Raw genomic sequence first — 15,728 nt, 5'->3', positions numbered from 1 at the left:
AAACGACAACAAAAAGTTGAGCAAATTTTACAACTTGTTGTTATTTAGATCACAAATTCTTGCTGTTGTGAAATTCATTGCCGCACAGTATCGCGCAAGCGGAACAAGGCCACGATTTCCGCCAGCCGCGCCGCCTGCTCCTGCAACTGCTGCGCTCCGGCGGCGGCCTCTTCCACCAGCGCGGCATTCTGCTGGGTGGCCTGGTCCATATGGGCCACAGCGTCATTGGTCTGCTGGATGCCCTGGCTCTGCTCGCGGCTGGCCGAACTGATCTCGGCGACTACGTCGCTGACCTTGCGCACGCTCTCGACCACGCTGCGGATGGTGCTGCCGGCATCACTGACGGTCTGCTCACCGGCACGCACCTGTTCCACCGAATCGCCGATGAGGACCTTGATCTCCTTGGCTGCGGTGGCCGAGCGCTGGGCCAGCGAGCGCACTTCCGAGGCCACCACCGCAAACCCGCGCCCCTGTTCGCCGGCGCGCGCCGCTTCCACGGCAGCATTCAAGGCCAGGATATTGGTCTGGAAGGCGATGCCGTCGATCACGCTGATGATGTCCACGATCTTCTGCGAGGACGCATTGATGGCATTCATGGTCTGCACCACCTGCTCCACCATGGCGCCTCCGCGTCCGGCGATCTCGGAGGCCGACTGCGACAGCTGGTTGGCCTGCTGGGCGTTGTCGGCGTTGTGGCGCACGCTGGAGGTCAGCTGCTCCATGGCAGCCGCGGTCTGTTCCAGGGAACTGGCCTGGGACTCGGTGCGCTGCGACAGGTCCATGTTGCCGCTGGCGATATCGCGCGTGGCGGCATGGATGGTATGGCTGGCTTGGCGGATGTCGAGCATGACATGCTCCACCTTGTCGACGAAGCGATTGAAGGCCGCGCTGATGCGGCCCAGCTCGTCGGCGCTGCCATGGGTATCGAGACGACGGGTCAGGTCGCCATCGCCGTCGGCGATTTCTTCCAGTGCGCGCTGCACCACCGACAGCCGCCGCAACATGCGCGAAACCAGCGCACCCAGCACCAGGGCGGTCAGGATGGTCACCAGCACGGCCATGACGCCGGAACTGGCCAGCATGGCCGAGAGCGAGGCCAGCGCATCAGCGCGGTCCACGGCCACCACCAGCAACCAGTCGGTCCCGGCCACACGGGCGGCATAGAGCATCTGACGGCGCCCATCCAGGCTCAGGTCCAGATGGCTGTTGGCGGCCATGGCCGCGGTCAGCGATTGCGGGGTGATGGCAGCATCCAGGTCCGACAAGGGTTTCAGACGCAGCTTGTCATTCGGGTGGGCGATGATCTTGCCGCCCAGATCGACCAGGAAGGCATAGCTGTTGGGCGTGGGCTTGATGGCCACCACGTCGGCCACGACACTGTCGAGCAGCACGTCGGCGGCGGCCACGGCGCTGACCTGACCGTCCTTGCTGACGGCTTCGGCGAAGGTCACCAGCAGCTTGCCGGTACTGGCGCTGGTGTAGGGGGCCGTCAGCACCGGCCCCTTGCTGGAGGCTGCCAGCTGGTACCAGGGCCGCTTGGTCGGATCGTAGTCCGGCGCGCGGCTGCGCTGCTGCGAGAACACCGTGCGCTTGTCGGCATAGCCCAGATAGGCCAGATCGAAGCCGCCGGCGGTCTCGGCCGCCTTCACGAAGGGCAGCGGCTCGGCGGCGTCGGCGGATTGCTTGATGGAGGACACCACCAGCTTCCTGGCATCGGCCCATTCGGCGATGGCCGATGCCTGGCTCTGCGCCAGCTGGGACATCTGGCCGTCCAGCGCGACCATGGTGCGCGAGCGTGCCGTGAGGAAGTTGGTCAGGACGATGGCCAGCATGGCCAGCACGACAATGCCCGCACAAAGGGCGATGAGTCGGGTACGCAGCGAGGAAGAAGTCATGATGTGAGGATCTGGAAAAACTGTGGATGATCGTGCAAACGCCCGCGCCGGCTGCGGCAAAGCGGCAGCCGGACCTGAAGGCAGGATGGAATGTCGTTATGACCCCGGTCTGACCGGAGTGCAGGGAATGGCCCCGTCCACCATCACGAGCCCGGCCCCTGCCGTGACTCGCCCCATTCTGATGCGACTGGACGCCATGTCCGGATCGTTCCCCCGTTGTAGTCCTGCGATCCGATTGCTTGCAAGCGTAACAGCGGGCGCACCGGGAATTTCACAAATTCATGCAGTTCTTGGCAAAGCCATATGAAGTGATGCGCGCATGCCACGTTGCCCGCCGGGAAGCCTCGTCAGCAGACCACTTCAGGGCCGCTGCAAAGTTTTCTCCGGTTTTAAGTCTGGCTTAATTTTCGGGGCCTAGAGTAGCCACATCGAGACCTCCTCTTTCCCCTTGTCCGCTGCGACGACATCCAGCGGATCTTTCAGCCCGTCCTTCCCCGGACGGGCTTTTTTTCGTCCGGGCCGGCACCGGCGGCCAGGCGACCGGGCCCGTCAATGGCATGGCAACGAGCAGAATCTTTCACATATGCTCAGGCATATGAGATGATTAACTACCGGCAATCCTGTCCGCGACGCCCTCGGCGCTCCACCGCCCGTGGTCAGGGATGCCAAGCCAACCCGTTCCCCGGTCAGCCGGAAAGATGTACGAGAAATGTTGAAAAAAATTAAAACGGAGGATCTGGTCCTCGGAATGTATTTCTGCGGCTTTGAAGCAGCCTGGCTGGATCATCCGTTCTGGAAGAACAAATTCCTGCTCAAGAATGAGGCCGACCTCAAGCAGGCCCATGCCAGCGGCATCGCCCATTGCTGGATCGATCCCGAGCGCGGCCTGGATGTCACCGAGCCGGCCGCCCAGCCGGACCAGACCGATGATGCAGGGCAAGCCCCGGTGCAGGTCGAGCCCCTGGCGGAACTGCCCCCGGGTCCCGACATCGATACCACCCTGCTGGACGCCATGGCCCTGCGCGAGAACGCCAAGAAGGCGACCAAGGCCATGTTCAGCGAAGCACGGCTGGGCAAGGCGCTGGACATGGAGCGCTGCGTCTCGGTGGTGGAAGAAATTACCGGCGCCGTCCTGCAAAGCCCCAACGGTACGCTCAGCGTGCTGCGCCTGAAACTGGCCGATGAATATACCTACCTGCACTCGGTGGCGGTATGCGCCCTGATGGTGGCCCTGGGGCGCACCCTGGGCCTGGACGAGAAGGCCTGCCGCGAAGCCGGCCTGGGCGGCTTCCTGCACGACGTGGGCAAGGCCTTCCTGTCGCATGAACTGCTCAACAAGCCCGGCAGGCTGACCGAGGAAGAATTCACCCAGATCAAGAAGCATCCCGAACTGGGCTACAAATACCTGAGCCAGGACCCCAACGTGCCCGACTATGCGCGCGATGTCTGCCTGCACCATCACGAAAAGATGGATGGTCAAGGCTATCCGGAGTCACTGCGCAGTGGTCAGATCAGCCTGTATGCGCGCATGGCCGCCATCTGCGACGTCTACGATGCGCTCACCTCGGACCGCCCCTACAAACGCGCCTGGGACCCGGCCGAAGCCATTTCGAGCATGGCTTCCTGGACCGGTCACTTCGACCGCGCCATGTTCCTGGCCTTCGTCAAGACGCTGGGCATCTATCCGGTCGGCTCCATCGTCAAGCTGGAATCGGGCCGTTCCGGGTTCGTGATCCGGCAGAACGCCCAGGACCTCACGCGACCGGTGTTGAAGGTGTTCCGCTACAACGACGACATGGAAATGAGCGACACCGAGATCCTCGACCTGATGGCTACGCCCGACGCCGACACCATCGTCGCCCGTGGCGGCGAAGAGTGGGCGCGCCTGAGCCATCTGGACACCATGCAGCTGCTCAGTACCGGCACGCCGGACTGAGGCGCCATGACGCCGGGTCGCCCCGGCCGTGCCGCTCTCAAGCTGCGCTGACCTGGCGGATTGCCGCTTCCCAGGCGTGGATGCGCTCCTGTGCCTGTTCGCGCGTGAAACGCGGTTCGAACGTACGCTCCATGCGCCACTGCGCAGACAACTCGGACAGATCACGATAGACACCGGTAGCCACGCCGGCCAGATAGGCCGCACCCAGCGCGGTGGTCTCGGTCACCTGCGGACGGATCACCGGGATGCCCAGCAGGTCGGCCTGGAATTGCAGCAGCAGGTTGTTGGCGGCCGCACCGCCATCGACCCGCAATTCGGTAATCGGCGAGACCGCATCCTTGACCATCGCATTGAGCAAGGCCGTGCTCTGGAAGGCAATCGATTCCAGCGCCGCGCGGGCGATGTGGGCCACCGTGCTGCCCCGGCTCAAACCGACGATGGCGCCCTTGGCACCGGGATTCCAGTATGGCGCACCCAGCCCCGTGAAGGACGGCACGAACACCACCCCACCCGAATCTTCCACCGTGCAGGCCAGTGCCTCGACGTCGGTGGAAGTCTTGATGGCCTTCAAGCCATCGCGCAGCCACTGCACCACGGCGCCGCCGATGAAGACACTGCCTTCGAGCGCATATTGTTTGCGTTCATCGACCTGGCAGGCAGCGGTACTGATGAGACCGTTGTGGGAGGTGGCGCACTGGTCACCCGTATGCAGCAGCATGAAGCAGCCGGTACCGTAGGTATTCTTGGCCATGCCGGGACGCACGCAAGCCTGGCCGAACAGGGCCGACTGCTGGTCGCCGGCGATGCCGCCGATTCTGACCGCCGCGCCCAGGTGCCGGGCATCGACTTCGCCATAGATGTGCGCCGAGGCATGCACCTGCGGCAGCATGGCCGCAGGGATGTCCAGCCATTGCAGCAATTCCTCATCCCAGGCACCGGTGTGGATATTCCACAGCATGGTGCGCGAGGCATTGGAGACATCGCTCACGTGCAGGCGGCCACCGGTGAGGTTCCAGACCAGCCAGGAATCGACGGTGCCAAACAGCAGTTCGCCCCGTTCGGCGCGCGCACGCAGGCCGTCGACGTTGTCGAGGATCCAGCGCAGCTTGGTCCCGGAAAAATAAGGATCGAGCACCAGCCCGGTCTTCTTCTGGATGGCCTCGCCCAAGCCACGTTCACGCAAGGCCGCGCACACCACTTCGGCGCGACGGTCCTGCCAGACCACGGCGTTGTAGACCGGCTTGCCGGTGGCGCGCTCCCACACCACGGTGGTCTCGCGTTGATTGGTGATGCCCAGTGCCGTCAGTTCTTCGGCCTTGATGCCGCTTTGCGCCAGCACCTTCTGCGCCGTCTGCAACTGGCTCTGCCACAGGTCCATGGGGTCGTGCTCGACCCAGCCCGGCTGCGGGAAGATCTGCGGGAATTCCTGCTGGGCGGTGGCGACGATGGCACCACTCTGGTCGAAGATGATGCTGCGCGAGCTGGAGGTACCCTGATCGAGGGCGAGCAGATAGGCCATGATGATTCCTTGCAGACGACTGAACCTCTTGGGTTCAAAAATGGAAAAACACCCTGCGCATTGCGCCAGCAATCAATAGCTGTGCGGCGTCAGGAAGATACCAATAAAGTATCAAAATAGAACTAAGCAAACTGGTTCTGCACAAACGCGAAGACGCCATCCCGACACCGGCCGGGATGGCGTCATCTCACGCGTGATGGCGATCAGGCTGCATCAGCGTACGCGGCCATCCTTCCAGGCTTGCAGCAGCTTGTCGTAAGGGATGGTCTCACCCTTCGGCTTTTCGTTGGCCAGCTTGGCCCACGGTGCGCCCTTGTCGGACAGCCAGGTGGCCGGATCCTTCTTCGGATTGAGCTTGGGCGCGCAATGCTTCATGCCGGCGCGCTGCAGGCGGGCCATGATACCGTCCATTTCATCGGCCAGGTTGTCCATCGCCCCTTGCGGTGTCTTCTCGCCGGAGATGGCCGAGGAGATGTTCTTCCACCACAGCTGCGCCATCTTCGGATAGTCAGGCACGTTGGTCCCGGTCGGGGTCCACGCCACCCGTGCCGGGCTGCGGTAGAACTCGATGAGGCCACCGTACTTGGCGGCGTTCTTGGTGAAGTAGTCGGAACGGATGTCGGAGTCACGAATGAAGGTCACGCCGACGATGGACTTCTTCAGCGAGACGGTCTTGGAGGTCGTGAACTGCGCGTACAGCCAGGCGGCGGCCATCTGGTCCGGCGGGGTGCTCTTGAGGAAGGTCCAGGAACCGACGTCCTGATAGCCGTTCTGCATGCCATCCTTCCAGTACGGACCGTGCGGGCCGGGCGCCATGCGCCACTTGGGCGAACCGTCGGCGTTGACCACCGGCAGGCCCTGCTTGGTCATGCTGGCGGTGAAGGCGCTGTACCAGAAGATCTGCTGCGCGATGTGTCCCTGGGCAGGCACCGGGCCGGCTTCGGAGAAGGTCATGCCCAGCGCTTCGGGCGGTGCGTACTTCTTCATCCAGTCCAGGTACTTGGTCAGGGCGTAGACTGCCGCCGGCGAGTTGGTGGCACCGCCGCGCGAGACCGATGCGCCCACCGGGGTGCACTTGTCATCGGCCACGCGGATACCCCATTCATCGACCGGCAAGCCGTTGGGCAGGCCCTTGTCGGCAGCACCGGCCATGGACAGCCAGGCATCGGTGAAACGCCAGCCCAGCGAGGGATCCTTCTTGCCGTAGTCCATGTGACCGAAGACCTTCTTGCCATCGAGTTCCTTGACATCGTTGGTGAAGAAGTCGGCGATATCTTCATAGGCTGACCAGTTCTGCGGCACGCCCAGTTCATAGCCGTACTTGGCCTTGAACTTGTCCTGCAGATCCTTGCGGGCGAACCAGTCGGCACGGAACCAGTAGAGGTTGGCGAACTGCTGGTCGGGCAGCTGGTAGAGCTTGCCATCCGGTGCGGTGGTGAAGCTGGTGCCGATGAAGTCCTTCAGGTCCAGACCGGGGTTGGTGTATTCCTTGCCGGGGCCGGCCATGTAGTCGCTCAGCACCACGGTCTGACCGTTGCGGTAGTGGGTGCCGATCAGGTCGGAGTCGTTGACCCAGCCGTCATAGATGGACTTGCCCGATTGCAGCGAGGTCTGCATCTTCTCGACCACGTCGCCTTCCTGGATCACGTCGTGAATGACCTTGATCCCGGTAATGTCCTCGAAGGCCTTGGCCAGGGTCTTGGATTCGTAGGCGTGGGTATCCAGGGTTTCGGAGACCACGTGGATCTCCTTGACACCCTTGGCCTTGAGCTTGGCGGCCGCGTCGATGAACCATTGCATCTCGCTGACCTGCTGCTTGCGCGACAGGGTGCTGGGCTGGAATTCGGTGTCCACCCATTTCTCGGCGGCCTTGATGTCGGCCCAGGCATTGCCCGCGATACCGGCCATCGCCATGGCGGCGACCAGCACGGTCAGTTTGATTTTCCGCATGTTCTGCATCATGTCTCCTCGTCACCTTCCCCTGAATTGGCGTGCCGGGTAGGGAAGGAGAATCCCCGGACGTCCGTTCTAGAACCCATTTCATAAATAGGCGTGAGTGCGAGCGAGTCCCGTTTGGGATGAAGTGCAAGGCGCGAATTTGGGTCAAGACTGGGCGTCTTGACCCAAATTCGTAACGCAGCAATTCGCCCAAACGGGCCGCTACCCCTTGCGCATGATCAGCGCCAGCGCCACGAACCCCAGCGCTACCGCATACCACTGGTCCAGGTCGGTCAGTCCGACCCAGGCCAGGTTGATGTAGGCCGCCGTCAGCAATCCGATGAACAGCCGGTCACCGCGCGTGGTACGCATGGGCAGGAAGCCCTTGCGCTCGATGGTCGGAGAGCGCAGCTCCCACACCGTCATGCCCACCAGCATCAATGCCACGCACACGAAAAAGATCGCCACCGGCAGCGTCCACGACATCCACGAAAAAGCATTTCCCATGATCACACTCTCCCCATTGCGAAGCCCTTGGCGATGTGGTTGCGCACGAACCAGATCACCAGGGCTCCCGGAACAATCGTCAACACGCCGGCGGCCGCCAGGATGCCCCAGTCCATCCCGGCCGCAGACGCGGTACGGGTCATGATGGCGCTGATGGGCTTGGCGTTGACCGAGGTCAGGGTGCGGGCCAGCAGCAGTTCCACCCAGCTGAACATGAAGCAGAAGAAGGCCGTCACGCCCACGCCCGACTTGATCAGCGGCAGGAAGATGCGCAGGAAGAAACGCGGGAAGGAGAAGCCGTCGATATAGGCCGTCTCATCGATCTCGCGCGGCACGCCCGACATGAAGCCTTCCAGAATCCATACCGCCAGCGGCACGTTGAAGAGCATGTGCGCCAGCGCCACCGCGATGTACGTGTCCGACAGGCCGATGGTGGAATAGAGCTGGAAGAACGGCAGCAGGAACACCGCCGGCGGTGTCATGCGATTGGTCAGCAGCCAGAAGAACATGTGCTTGTCGCCCAGGAAGCGGTAGCGCGAGAAGCCATACGCCGCCGGCAAGGCCACCAGCAACGACATGACCGTATTCATGGCCACGTAGATGATGGAGTTGATATAGCCCGAATACCACGAGGGATCGGTGAAGATGGTCTTGTAGTTGTTCAGCGTGGGCGCATTGGGCCAGAGCGTGAAGACCGACAGGGTTTCCTCATTGGTTTTCAACGATGTGTTCAGCAGCCAGTACAGCGGCACCAGGGTGAAGGCGATGTAGAGCAGCATCACCAGCATGCGGGTAAAGGTCTTGTCCTGAGTCTTAGTCATGTTGGCCACCCGAAGCATTGGCGTTGTTGCCGGCGCTCTGCATCCAGTTGTAGAGCACGAAGGACAACAGCAGGATGATGAGGAAGTAGATCAGCGAGAAGGCGGCGGCCGGACCGAGATCGAACTGGCCCACGGCTTTCTGCGTGAGGTACTGGCTCAGGAAGGTGGTCGAGTTGCCGGGACCGCCACCGGTGAGCACGAAGGGTTCGGTATAGATCATGAAGCTGTCCATGAAACGCAGCAGCACCGCGATGACCAGCACGCCGCGCATCTTGGGCAGCTGGATGTAGCGGAACACTGCCCAACGGCTGGCGCCATCGATCTGTGCGGCCTGGTAATAGGCATCGGGAATCGAACGCAAGCCGGCGAAGGCCAGCAGTGCCACCAGCGGGGTCCAGTGCCAGACGTCCATCACCAGCACGGTCAGCCAGGCATCGCTTGGATTGGACGCGTAGTTGTAGTCGAAGCCCAGCAGATCGAGCACGTAGCCGCCCAGGCCGATGTCGGCGCGGCCGAAGATCTGCCAGATGGTACCGACCACGTTCCATGGAATGAGCAGCGGCATGGCCAGGATCACCAGCGTGGCCGAGGATTTCCAGCCTTTGTGGGGCATGGCCAGCGCCAGGCCGATGCCCAGCGGAATCTGCACCAGCAGCACGCAGAAGGAAAAGATCAGCTGGCGCAGCAACGCCGCGTGCAGCTCGCTGTCGCGCATGACGTCGCGGAACCAGTCCAGGCCCACGAAGACCTTCTGCTCGGGGCTGATGATGTCCTGCACCGAATAATTGACCACCGTCATGAGCGGGATGATGGCCGAGAAGGCCACCGTCAGGAAGACCGGAAGGATGAAGAACCAGGCCTTGTTGTTGTAGGGCTTGTTCATGGCTTAGCGTCCTATTCTCTCGTCGTTGCTGAAGTAGATCGTCTCGGGCTTGGCCAGTCGCAGCCAATGCGCGCCGGTGGCGATCTTCATCTCCGGCGCCACACGCGCCTTCACGCTCATGCCCTCGACCTGCGCCGTCACCAGTTGGCTGGTGCCTAGGTGTTGCACCTGGGTGATCTCGGCACTGACTGCACCGGCCGTACCAGGTGCGGCCAGCTCGACGAATTCCGGACGGATGCCCAGCTTCAGCTCGCCGCTGCTGTTCTTGAGCGCCTGCAATTGCGCGGCCTCGACCTGCACGCGCTGCTGGCCCAGCAGGAGCGCGTCGCCTTGCACGCGCACCGGGCAGAAGTTCATGCCGGGGCTACCGATGAAGTAACCGACGAAGGTGTGATCGGGACGCAGGAACAGTGCCTCTGGCTTGCCCTGCTGCACCACCTTGCCCTCGGTCATCACCACCACTTCATCGGCGAAGGTCAGCGCCTCGACCTGGTCGTGGGTGACGTAGATCAGGGTGAGCTTCAACTGATGGTGGATTTCCTTCAACTTCTGGCGCAGCTCCCACTTCATGTGCGGATCGATCACCGTCAGGGGTTCATCGAACAGGATCGCCGCCACATCCTTGCGCACCAGGCCACGGCCCAGCGAGATCTTTTGCTTGGCGTCAGCCGACAGACCCGCAGCGCGCTGCTTGAGGTCGCGGGTGAGGTCGAGCATCTCGGCGATCTCGTGCACGCGCGCCTGCACCTCGCGCTCGGCGACCTTGCGGTTGCGCAGCGGGAAGGCCAGGTTGTCGAACACGCTCATGGTGTCGTAGAGCACCGGGAACTGGAACACCTGCGCGATGTTGCGATCACGGGTGGCCATGCGGGTCATGTCGCGACCATCGAAGAGCACCTGCCCTTCCGACGGTTGCAGCAGACCGGAAATGATATTGAGCAGCGTGGACTTGCCGCAGCCCGAGGGGCCCAGCAGTGCATAGGCGCCGCCGTCCTCCCACACCATGTTCATGGGTTGCAGCGCGTAGTCCTTGAGGCTGGCCGGGTTGCCACTGTAGGCGTGACCCAGGTTCTTGAATTCGATGCGGGCCATATCAGCGAGTCTCCAGCGGGGCGCTCAGCAGGCGACCCTGTATATCGAACAGGAAGGCCTTGGTCGCGGCGATGCTCACTTGCACCGTGCTGCCGATGGCCACTTCATGCACGCCCGACAGCTGCGCCACCAGCGGGACATCACCATGGCGCAGGTGCAGGTAAGTTTCGGAACCGGAGAGTTCGGCCAGGGTGACGCGGCAACCCAGACTCACGCCCGGTGCGTTGAGCGCCTCCAGGCGCACGTCATTGCAACGGATGCCCAGCTTGCAGGGCTGGCCTTCGGGGAGGGACAACTGGCGTCCGGCAATTTCTAGCACGCTGCCATCGCTCATGCGAATCGCAGTCTTGCCTTCACCGGTGGAGATGGCCGTGGCATCGAGCAGGTTCATCGGTGGGTCATTGAAGATCGCCGCCACCCGCGTGGAAGCGGGGCTGTTGAACAGCTCCAGGGTTGGTCCGAACTGCAGCAGGCGGCCCTCGTGCATCACGGCGGTATGCCCGCCCAGCAGCAGCGCTTCCTGTGGCTCGGTGGTGGCGTAGACCACGGTGGTGTCGCCGGTGGTGAAGAGCGAAATCAGCTCGCTGCGCAATTCCTCGCGCAGCTTGTAGTCGAGGTTGACCAGCGGTTCATCCAGCAGCACCAGCGGCGCGCGCTTGATGAGCGCCCGCGCCAGCGCGCAACGCTGCTGCTGGCCACCGGAGAGTTCCAGCGGCAGACGTTGCAGCAGATGCGCGATGTGCAGCTTGTCGGCGATCTCCTTGACGCGCTTGGCGATCTCCTGCTCCGGCTGCTTCTGCAGACGCAGCGGCGCGGCGATGTTCTCGAACACCGTCAGGCCGGGATAATTGATGAATTGCTGATACACCATCGCCAGGTTGCGCTCGCGCACGCTCACGCCGGTGACGTCCTGGCCATTGACCAGCACGCGACCTGCGGTGGGCTTGTCGAGCCCGGCGATGATGCGCATCAGTGAGGTCTTGCCGGCCTGGGTCGGCCCCAGCAAAACGTTGATGCCACCTTTGGCCAGGTTCAGGTCCATCGGGTACAGGTGCGTTTCGGCACCGACCGTCTTGGCCACTTGTTTCAGTTCCAGGGTCACGCTGTCTCCTCGCTACATTTTTTTGATGAATGGTGTGCGGCGACCTGGCTTACGGCTGGGCCGGGTCTGGCAGACTGGCCAGCCACGCCTCCAGCCGGGCCCGGTGCTGGGCACTGGCGTGCAGGCCCAGCTTGCTCCGGCGCCACAGGATGTCGTCCACCCCGCGCGCCCATTCGTGTTGCACCAGGTAACGCGCCTCGGCCTCGTAGAGGCCCGGTGTCAGTTCTTCGCCCAGGGCCGCCAGGCTGTCGGCCGGGCCGATGATGCGCTCCACGCGCGATCCGTAGCTGCGCGCATAGCGATGGGCCAGCTCGGCCGGCAGCCAGGGATGGCGCGCCTGGACCTTGCGCAGATACGCCTCGAAGTCATAGCGCGCCACCATCTTGCCGGGCTGCTCCAGGTCACCGCCGGGCAGCGGCGCACCGGCCGTCCACGGCTGGCTCGATGCACCCAGGTGCGGGGCCAGCATGGACAGGGCTTCCTCGGCCAGCTTGCGATAGGTGGTGATCTTGCCGCCCCAGACGTTCAACATGGGGGCGCCGGCATCGTCGCATTCGAGCAGGTAGTCGCGCGTGATGGCCGAGGCATTCTCGGCGCTGTCATCCAGCAGCGGACGCACGCCCGAGTAGGTCCAGACCACGTCATCCCGGCCGATCTGACGCTTGAAGTAGCGGTTGGCCATCTCGCAGAGGTAATCGATCTCGGCGGCATCGATCTCGACCTTGCCGGCGTCGCCGTGGTATTCGAGGTCGGTGGTGCCGATGAGGGTGAATTCTTCCTGATAGGGGATGGCGAAGATGATGCGCTTGTCCGGATTCTGGAAGATATAGGCGTAGGGGTGATCGAACAGGCGCTTGACCACGATGTGGCTGCCCTTGATCAGGCGCAGGCTGCGGCCGGTCTTGGCCTGCGGCACGGCCTGCGCAAACCGCGCAGCCCAGGGGCCGGCGGCGTTGACGATGGCGCGGGCACGCACTTCTTCCTGTTGCACGCCGCCTGCATGCTGATGCTCCAGCACGGCATGCCAGATCTCGCCTTCGCGACGGGCACTGATGCACTTGGTGCGGGTGAGAATGCGGGCGCCGTGTTCCTGGGCGTCCATCGCGTTCAACACCACCAGACGGGCATCGTCGACCCAGCCATCGGAATAGACGAAGCCACGACGGTAGTCGCCCTTGAGAGGCTCACCGGCAGCGTGACGGGTCAGATTGGCGCCTTCGGAGGCGGGCAGGATCTCGCGCTTGGCGAGGTAGTCGTACATGAACAGGCCGGCACGGATCATCCAGGCCGGACGCTGGTTGGCATCATGCGGCATGACGAAGCGCAGCGGCCAGATGATGTGCGGTGCCGAGCGCAGCAGGACTTCGCGTTCCTGCAATGCCTTGCGTACCAGCTTGAATTCGTAGTATTCGAGGTAGCGCAAGCCGCCATGGATGAGCTTGGTGCTGGCCGAGGAGGTATGCTGAGCCAGGTCATGCTGTTCGCACAGCAGCACGCGCAGGCCGCGTCCGGCTGCATCGCGCGCGATGCCCGCGCCATTGATGCCGCCGCCTACCACCAAGAGATCATATTCGAGCGTCATTCGCCGCTTCTCCGTGTTGGTTCCGTATTGATGCCGTATTGAAACTGTCTTGAAACTGTCTTGAATGCCGCAGCGACACCGTATTGTTTCCGGGTTGCGACTGTATTGCTGCGGTATTGCGACTGTATTGGTGCCGTGTTGCTGCTTTTCGGGGGCTGTATTGCTTGTGTGCGGTCACCGTATTGCCGTCTCAGCGGTCCGCTGTGTTTGCGTGCAACAGCTGCCCGGCAAACTCACACTTTCCCGGGAGTTGCCATGGACCGTAAGATAAGCGACATCCCGAAAGTAAATCAACAATTATTTGTTGTTTTATGTTCGTTTATGTTTTTTAATGTTCATATCCGATCAAAATTGTTTCCCAAAAATCAACGGAATTCGACTCTTTCCATGCTCAATCCCAGGCAACAGACGCTGCTGGAATGCGTTCGCAAGCACGGCACCATCTCGGTGGAAGAGCTGGCGCAGCAACTGAACGTGACCACCCAGACCGTGCGCCGCGACGTCAAGGCGATGGTCGATGCCAGCTTGCTGGCGCGTTATCACGGCGGTGTAGGCCTGCTGTCCTCGACCGAGAACATTGCCTATCCCGAACGCCAGGTCATGCACGCCGAGGCCAAGCGCCGCATCGGCCGCACGGTGGCCGCGCGGGTGCCGGACGGCTGTTCGCTGATCCTCAATCTGGGCACCACCACCGAGGAGGTGGCGCGCGCCCTGCAGCAGCACAAGAACCTGCACGTGGTGACCAACAACCTGAACGTGGCCAATTCGCTGGCCAGCAATCCGGCGCTGGAGGTCATCATTGCCGGTGGCGTGGTGCGCGCGCGCGATCGCGGCATCGTCGGCGAAGCCACCATCGATTTCATCCGCCAGTTCAAGGTGGACATCGGCATCATCGGCATCTCCAGCATCGAGATGGATGGCGTGTTGCGCGATTTCGATGCCCGTGAAGTCAAGGTGGCGCAGACCATCATCGAACAGTCGCGCCAGGTCTGGCTGGTGGCCGATGCCAGCAAGTTCGGACGACAGGCGCTGGTGAAGATGGCGCATCTGTCGCAGATCGACGTGCTCTTCACCGATTCCCCGCCACCGCCGGAACTGGCCACCCTGCTGGCAGAGACGGATGTGGAAGTGGTGATCGCGAAGTAAGCCGGCCGCGCACGCATGCTGCAAGGGCATGCGCTGGTGCACTCCTCTTGTTTTTCAACGATGGGCGACATGGATCAATCCATGCGCAATCATCGATTGTCGTCATGCGGCACGCGGAGGATATTGACGCTTGCAGGCAGGAACAACAGTCGGCTATTGCAGCACAAGGCCGCCGCCCTGCCCTGGCATCCCGTTGATCCCCCCGAGGAGTGCATATGACGCAAATGATGAAAGCGGCCGTCGTCCGCGAATTCGGCAAGCCCCTGTCGATTGAACAAGTGCCTGTCCCCACGCCGGGGCCGGGCCAGATCCTGGTCAAGTTCGAAGCCAGCGGCGTGTGCCACACCGACCTGCACGCGGCCCATGGCGACTGGCCCGTCAAACCCACGCCCCCGTTCATTCCCGGACACGAAGGCACCGGCTACGTCGCTGCGCTGGGTGCGGGTGTCAAGCACGTCAAGGAAGGCGACCGCGTCGGCGTGCCCTGGCTGCATACGGCCTGCGGCTGCTGTTCACCCTGCCGCACCGGCTGGGAAACCCTCTGTGCCGAACAACAGAACACCGGCTATTCCGTCAACGGCAGCTTTGCCGAATACGGCCTGGCCGATCCCAACTTCGTCGGCCACCTGCCTGCCGGGCTGGATTTCGGCCCGGCAGCCCCCGTGCTGTGCGCGGGTGTGACCGTCTACAAGGGCTTGAAGGAAACCGAGGTGCGCCCCGGTGAATGGGTGGTCATTTCCGGCATCGGCGGCCTGGGCCACATGGCCGTGCAATATGCCAAGGCCATGGGCATGCACGTGGTCGCCGCCGACATTCACGAAGACAAGCTGACGCTGGCCAGGAAGCTGGGCGCGGACCTCACCGTCGATGGCCGCGACCACAATGCGGTGGCCGAAGTCCAGCGCATCATCGGTGGCGCGCATGGTGCGCTGGTGACGGCGGTCTCGCCCAAGGCGATGGAACAGGCCTTCGGTTTCCTGCGTGCACGCGGCACGATGGCGCTGGTTGGATTGCCCCCGGGTGACATCAGCCTGCCGGTGTTCAATACGGTGTTGAAGCGCATCACCGTGCGCGGCTCCATCGTCGGTACGCGCCAGGACCTGGAAGAGTCGCTGGTCTTTGCGGCAGAGGGCAAGGTGGCGGCGCATTTCACCTGGGACAAGCTGGACAACATCAATGCCATCTTTGCGCGCATGGAAGAGGGCAAGATTGATGGGCGGATTGTGCTGGACTTGAAGCAAGAAGTCCCGGCGTAAGTCGTTCAGTGATACAGAAAATGGCGGCCCCTTTGGAAGCCGCCATTTTCG

At 62.7% G+C, this 15,728-nt stretch carries 12 protein-coding genes; 3 read left to right on the top strand and 9 right to left on the bottom strand.

Features of this window, described 5'->3' with window-relative positions; all coding sequences use genetic code 11:
- Window positions 1–74: 74 nt before the first annotated feature.
- The gene (locus GWL_RS01590) at window positions 75–1,895 is read right to left on the bottom strand and encodes a methyl-accepting chemotaxis protein (RefSeq protein ID WP_008325927.1); all 1,821 of its coding nucleotides are present in this window, start codon (window positions 1,893–1,895) and stop codon (window positions 75–77) included.
- A 709-nt stretch (window positions 1,896–2,604) separates the two neighbouring features.
- Between GWL_RS01590 and GWL_RS01585 the strand changes: the two genes are divergently transcribed.
- Window positions 2,605–3,831, top strand: a complete 1,227-nt coding sequence (locus GWL_RS01585; protein WP_008325926.1) for an HD-GYP domain-containing protein — start codon at window positions 2,605–2,607, stop codon at window positions 3,829–3,831.
- Window positions 3,832–3,868: 37 nt separating this feature from the next.
- Here the strand turns inward: GWL_RS01585 and glpK are convergent, their stop codons facing one another.
- From glpK to glpD, 8 genes are all read right to left on the bottom strand, one after another.
- Window positions 3,869–5,350 (bottom strand): glycerol kinase GlpK, encoded by a 1,482-nt coding sequence (glpK, locus tag GWL_RS01580; RefSeq protein ID WP_008325925.1) that lies wholly within the window; start codon window positions 5,348–5,350, stop codon window positions 3,869–3,871.
- Window positions 5,351–5,563: 213 nt separating this feature from the next.
- On the bottom strand, window positions 5,564–7,312 hold the full coding sequence (locus GWL_RS01575) for an ABC transporter substrate-binding protein (RefSeq protein ID WP_034349793.1): 1,749 nt from the start codon (window positions 7,310–7,312) through the stop codon (window positions 5,564–5,566).
- Between the two features lie 198 nt (window positions 7,313–7,510).
- A complete protein-coding gene (locus tag GWL_RS01570) occupies window positions 7,511–7,795 on the bottom strand; it encodes a DUF2160 domain-containing protein (RefSeq protein ID WP_008325923.1) in 285 nt (94 codons plus the stop codon).
- A gap of 2 nt (window positions 7,796–7,797) precedes the next feature.
- Entirely contained in the window at window positions 7,798–8,616 is an 819-nt protein-coding gene (locus GWL_RS01565; RefSeq protein WP_085943551.1) for a carbohydrate ABC transporter permease, read from the bottom strand.
- Complete coding sequence (locus GWL_RS01560) at window positions 8,609–9,499, bottom strand: carbohydrate ABC transporter permease (RefSeq protein WP_008325921.1); 891 nt, start codon at window positions 9,497–9,499, stop codon at window positions 8,609–8,611. Before GWL_RS01560 ends, GWL_RS01565 begins: the two co-directional genes overlap by 8 nt.
- Before the next feature lie 3 nt (window positions 9,500–9,502).
- Complete coding sequence (locus GWL_RS01555) at window positions 9,503–10,591, bottom strand: ABC transporter ATP-binding protein (protein WP_008325920.1); 1,089 nt, start codon at window positions 10,589–10,591, stop codon at window positions 9,503–9,505.
- Between the two features lies 1 nt (window position 10,592).
- Entirely contained in the window at window positions 10,593–11,693 is a 1,101-nt protein-coding gene (locus tag GWL_RS01550) for an ABC transporter ATP-binding protein (protein ID WP_008325919.1), read from the bottom strand.
- Between the two features lie 49 nt (window positions 11,694–11,742).
- The gene (gene glpD / locus GWL_RS01545; RefSeq protein ID WP_008325918.1) at window positions 11,743–13,275 is read right to left on the bottom strand and encodes a glycerol-3-phosphate dehydrogenase; all 1,533 of its coding nucleotides are present in this window, start codon (window positions 13,273–13,275) and stop codon (window positions 11,743–11,745) included.
- Window positions 13,276–13,662: 387 nt separating this feature from the next.
- On the opposite strand from glpD, the gene GWL_RS01540 reads away from it, so the two are divergent.
- Window positions 13,663–14,421 (top strand): DeoR/GlpR family DNA-binding transcription regulator, encoded by a 759-nt coding sequence (locus tag GWL_RS01540; RefSeq protein WP_008325917.1) that lies wholly within the window; start codon window positions 13,663–13,665, stop codon window positions 14,419–14,421.
- 215 nt (window positions 14,422–14,636) lie between these two features.
- Window positions 14,637–15,677 (top strand): alcohol dehydrogenase AdhP, encoded by a 1,041-nt coding sequence (gene adhP / locus GWL_RS01535; protein WP_008325916.1) that lies wholly within the window; start codon window positions 14,637–14,639, stop codon window positions 15,675–15,677.
- The last annotated feature ends 51 nt before the right edge of the window (window positions 15,678–15,728 follow it).

The organism is Herbaspirillum sp. GW103 (assembly GCF_000261365.1).
Lineage (GTDB): Bacteria > Pseudomonadota > Gammaproteobacteria > Burkholderiales > Burkholderiaceae_D > Herbaspirillum.
The sequence above is the reverse complement of the archived record's forward strand: the minus strand, read 5'-3'. Positions and strand labels throughout refer to the sequence as shown.

What these genes read in the sequence shown, in the direction of transcription:
- GWL_RS01540 (WP_008325917.1), top strand. Translation starts at nt 13,663, where the DNA reads ATGCTCAATCCCAGGCAACAGACGCTGCTGGAATGCGTTCGCAAGCAC.
- GWL_RS01585 (WP_008325926.1), top strand. Translation starts at nt 2,605, where the DNA reads ATGTTGAAAAAAATTAAAACGGAGGATCTGGTCCTCGGAATGTATTTC.
- GWL_RS01555 (WP_008325920.1), bottom strand. Translation starts at nt 10,591, where the DNA reads ATGGCCCGCATCGAATTCAAGAACCTGGGTCACGCCTACAGTGGCAAC.
- glpK (WP_008325925.1), bottom strand. Translation starts at nt 5,350, where the DNA reads ATGGCCTATCTGCTCGCCCTCGATCAGGGTACCTCCAGCTCGCGCAGC.
- GWL_RS01575 (WP_034349793.1), bottom strand. Translation starts at nt 7,312, where the DNA reads ATGATGCAGAACATGCGGAAAATCAAACTGACCGTGCTGGTCGCCGCC.
- glpD (WP_008325918.1), bottom strand. Translation starts at nt 13,275, where the DNA reads ATGACGCTCGAATATGATCTCTTGGTGGTAGGCGGCGGCATCAATGGC.
- adhP (WP_008325916.1), top strand. Translation starts at nt 14,637, where the DNA reads ATGACGCAAATGATGAAAGCGGCCGTCGTCCGCGAATTCGGCAAGCCC.
- GWL_RS01590 (WP_008325927.1), bottom strand. Translation starts at nt 1,895, where the DNA reads ATGACTTCTTCCTCGCTGCGTACCCGACTCATCGCCCTTTGTGCGGGC.
- GWL_RS01560 (WP_008325921.1), bottom strand. Translation starts at nt 9,499, where the DNA reads ATGAACAAGCCCTACAACAACAAGGCCTGGTTCTTCATCCTTCCGGTC.
- GWL_RS01570 (WP_008325923.1), bottom strand. Translation starts at nt 7,795, where the DNA reads ATGGGAAATGCTTTTTCGTGGATGTCGTGGACGCTGCCGGTGGCGATC.
- GWL_RS01565 (WP_085943551.1), bottom strand. Translation starts at nt 8,616, where the DNA reads ATGACTAAGACTCAGGACAAGACCTTTACCCGCATGCTGGTGATGCTG.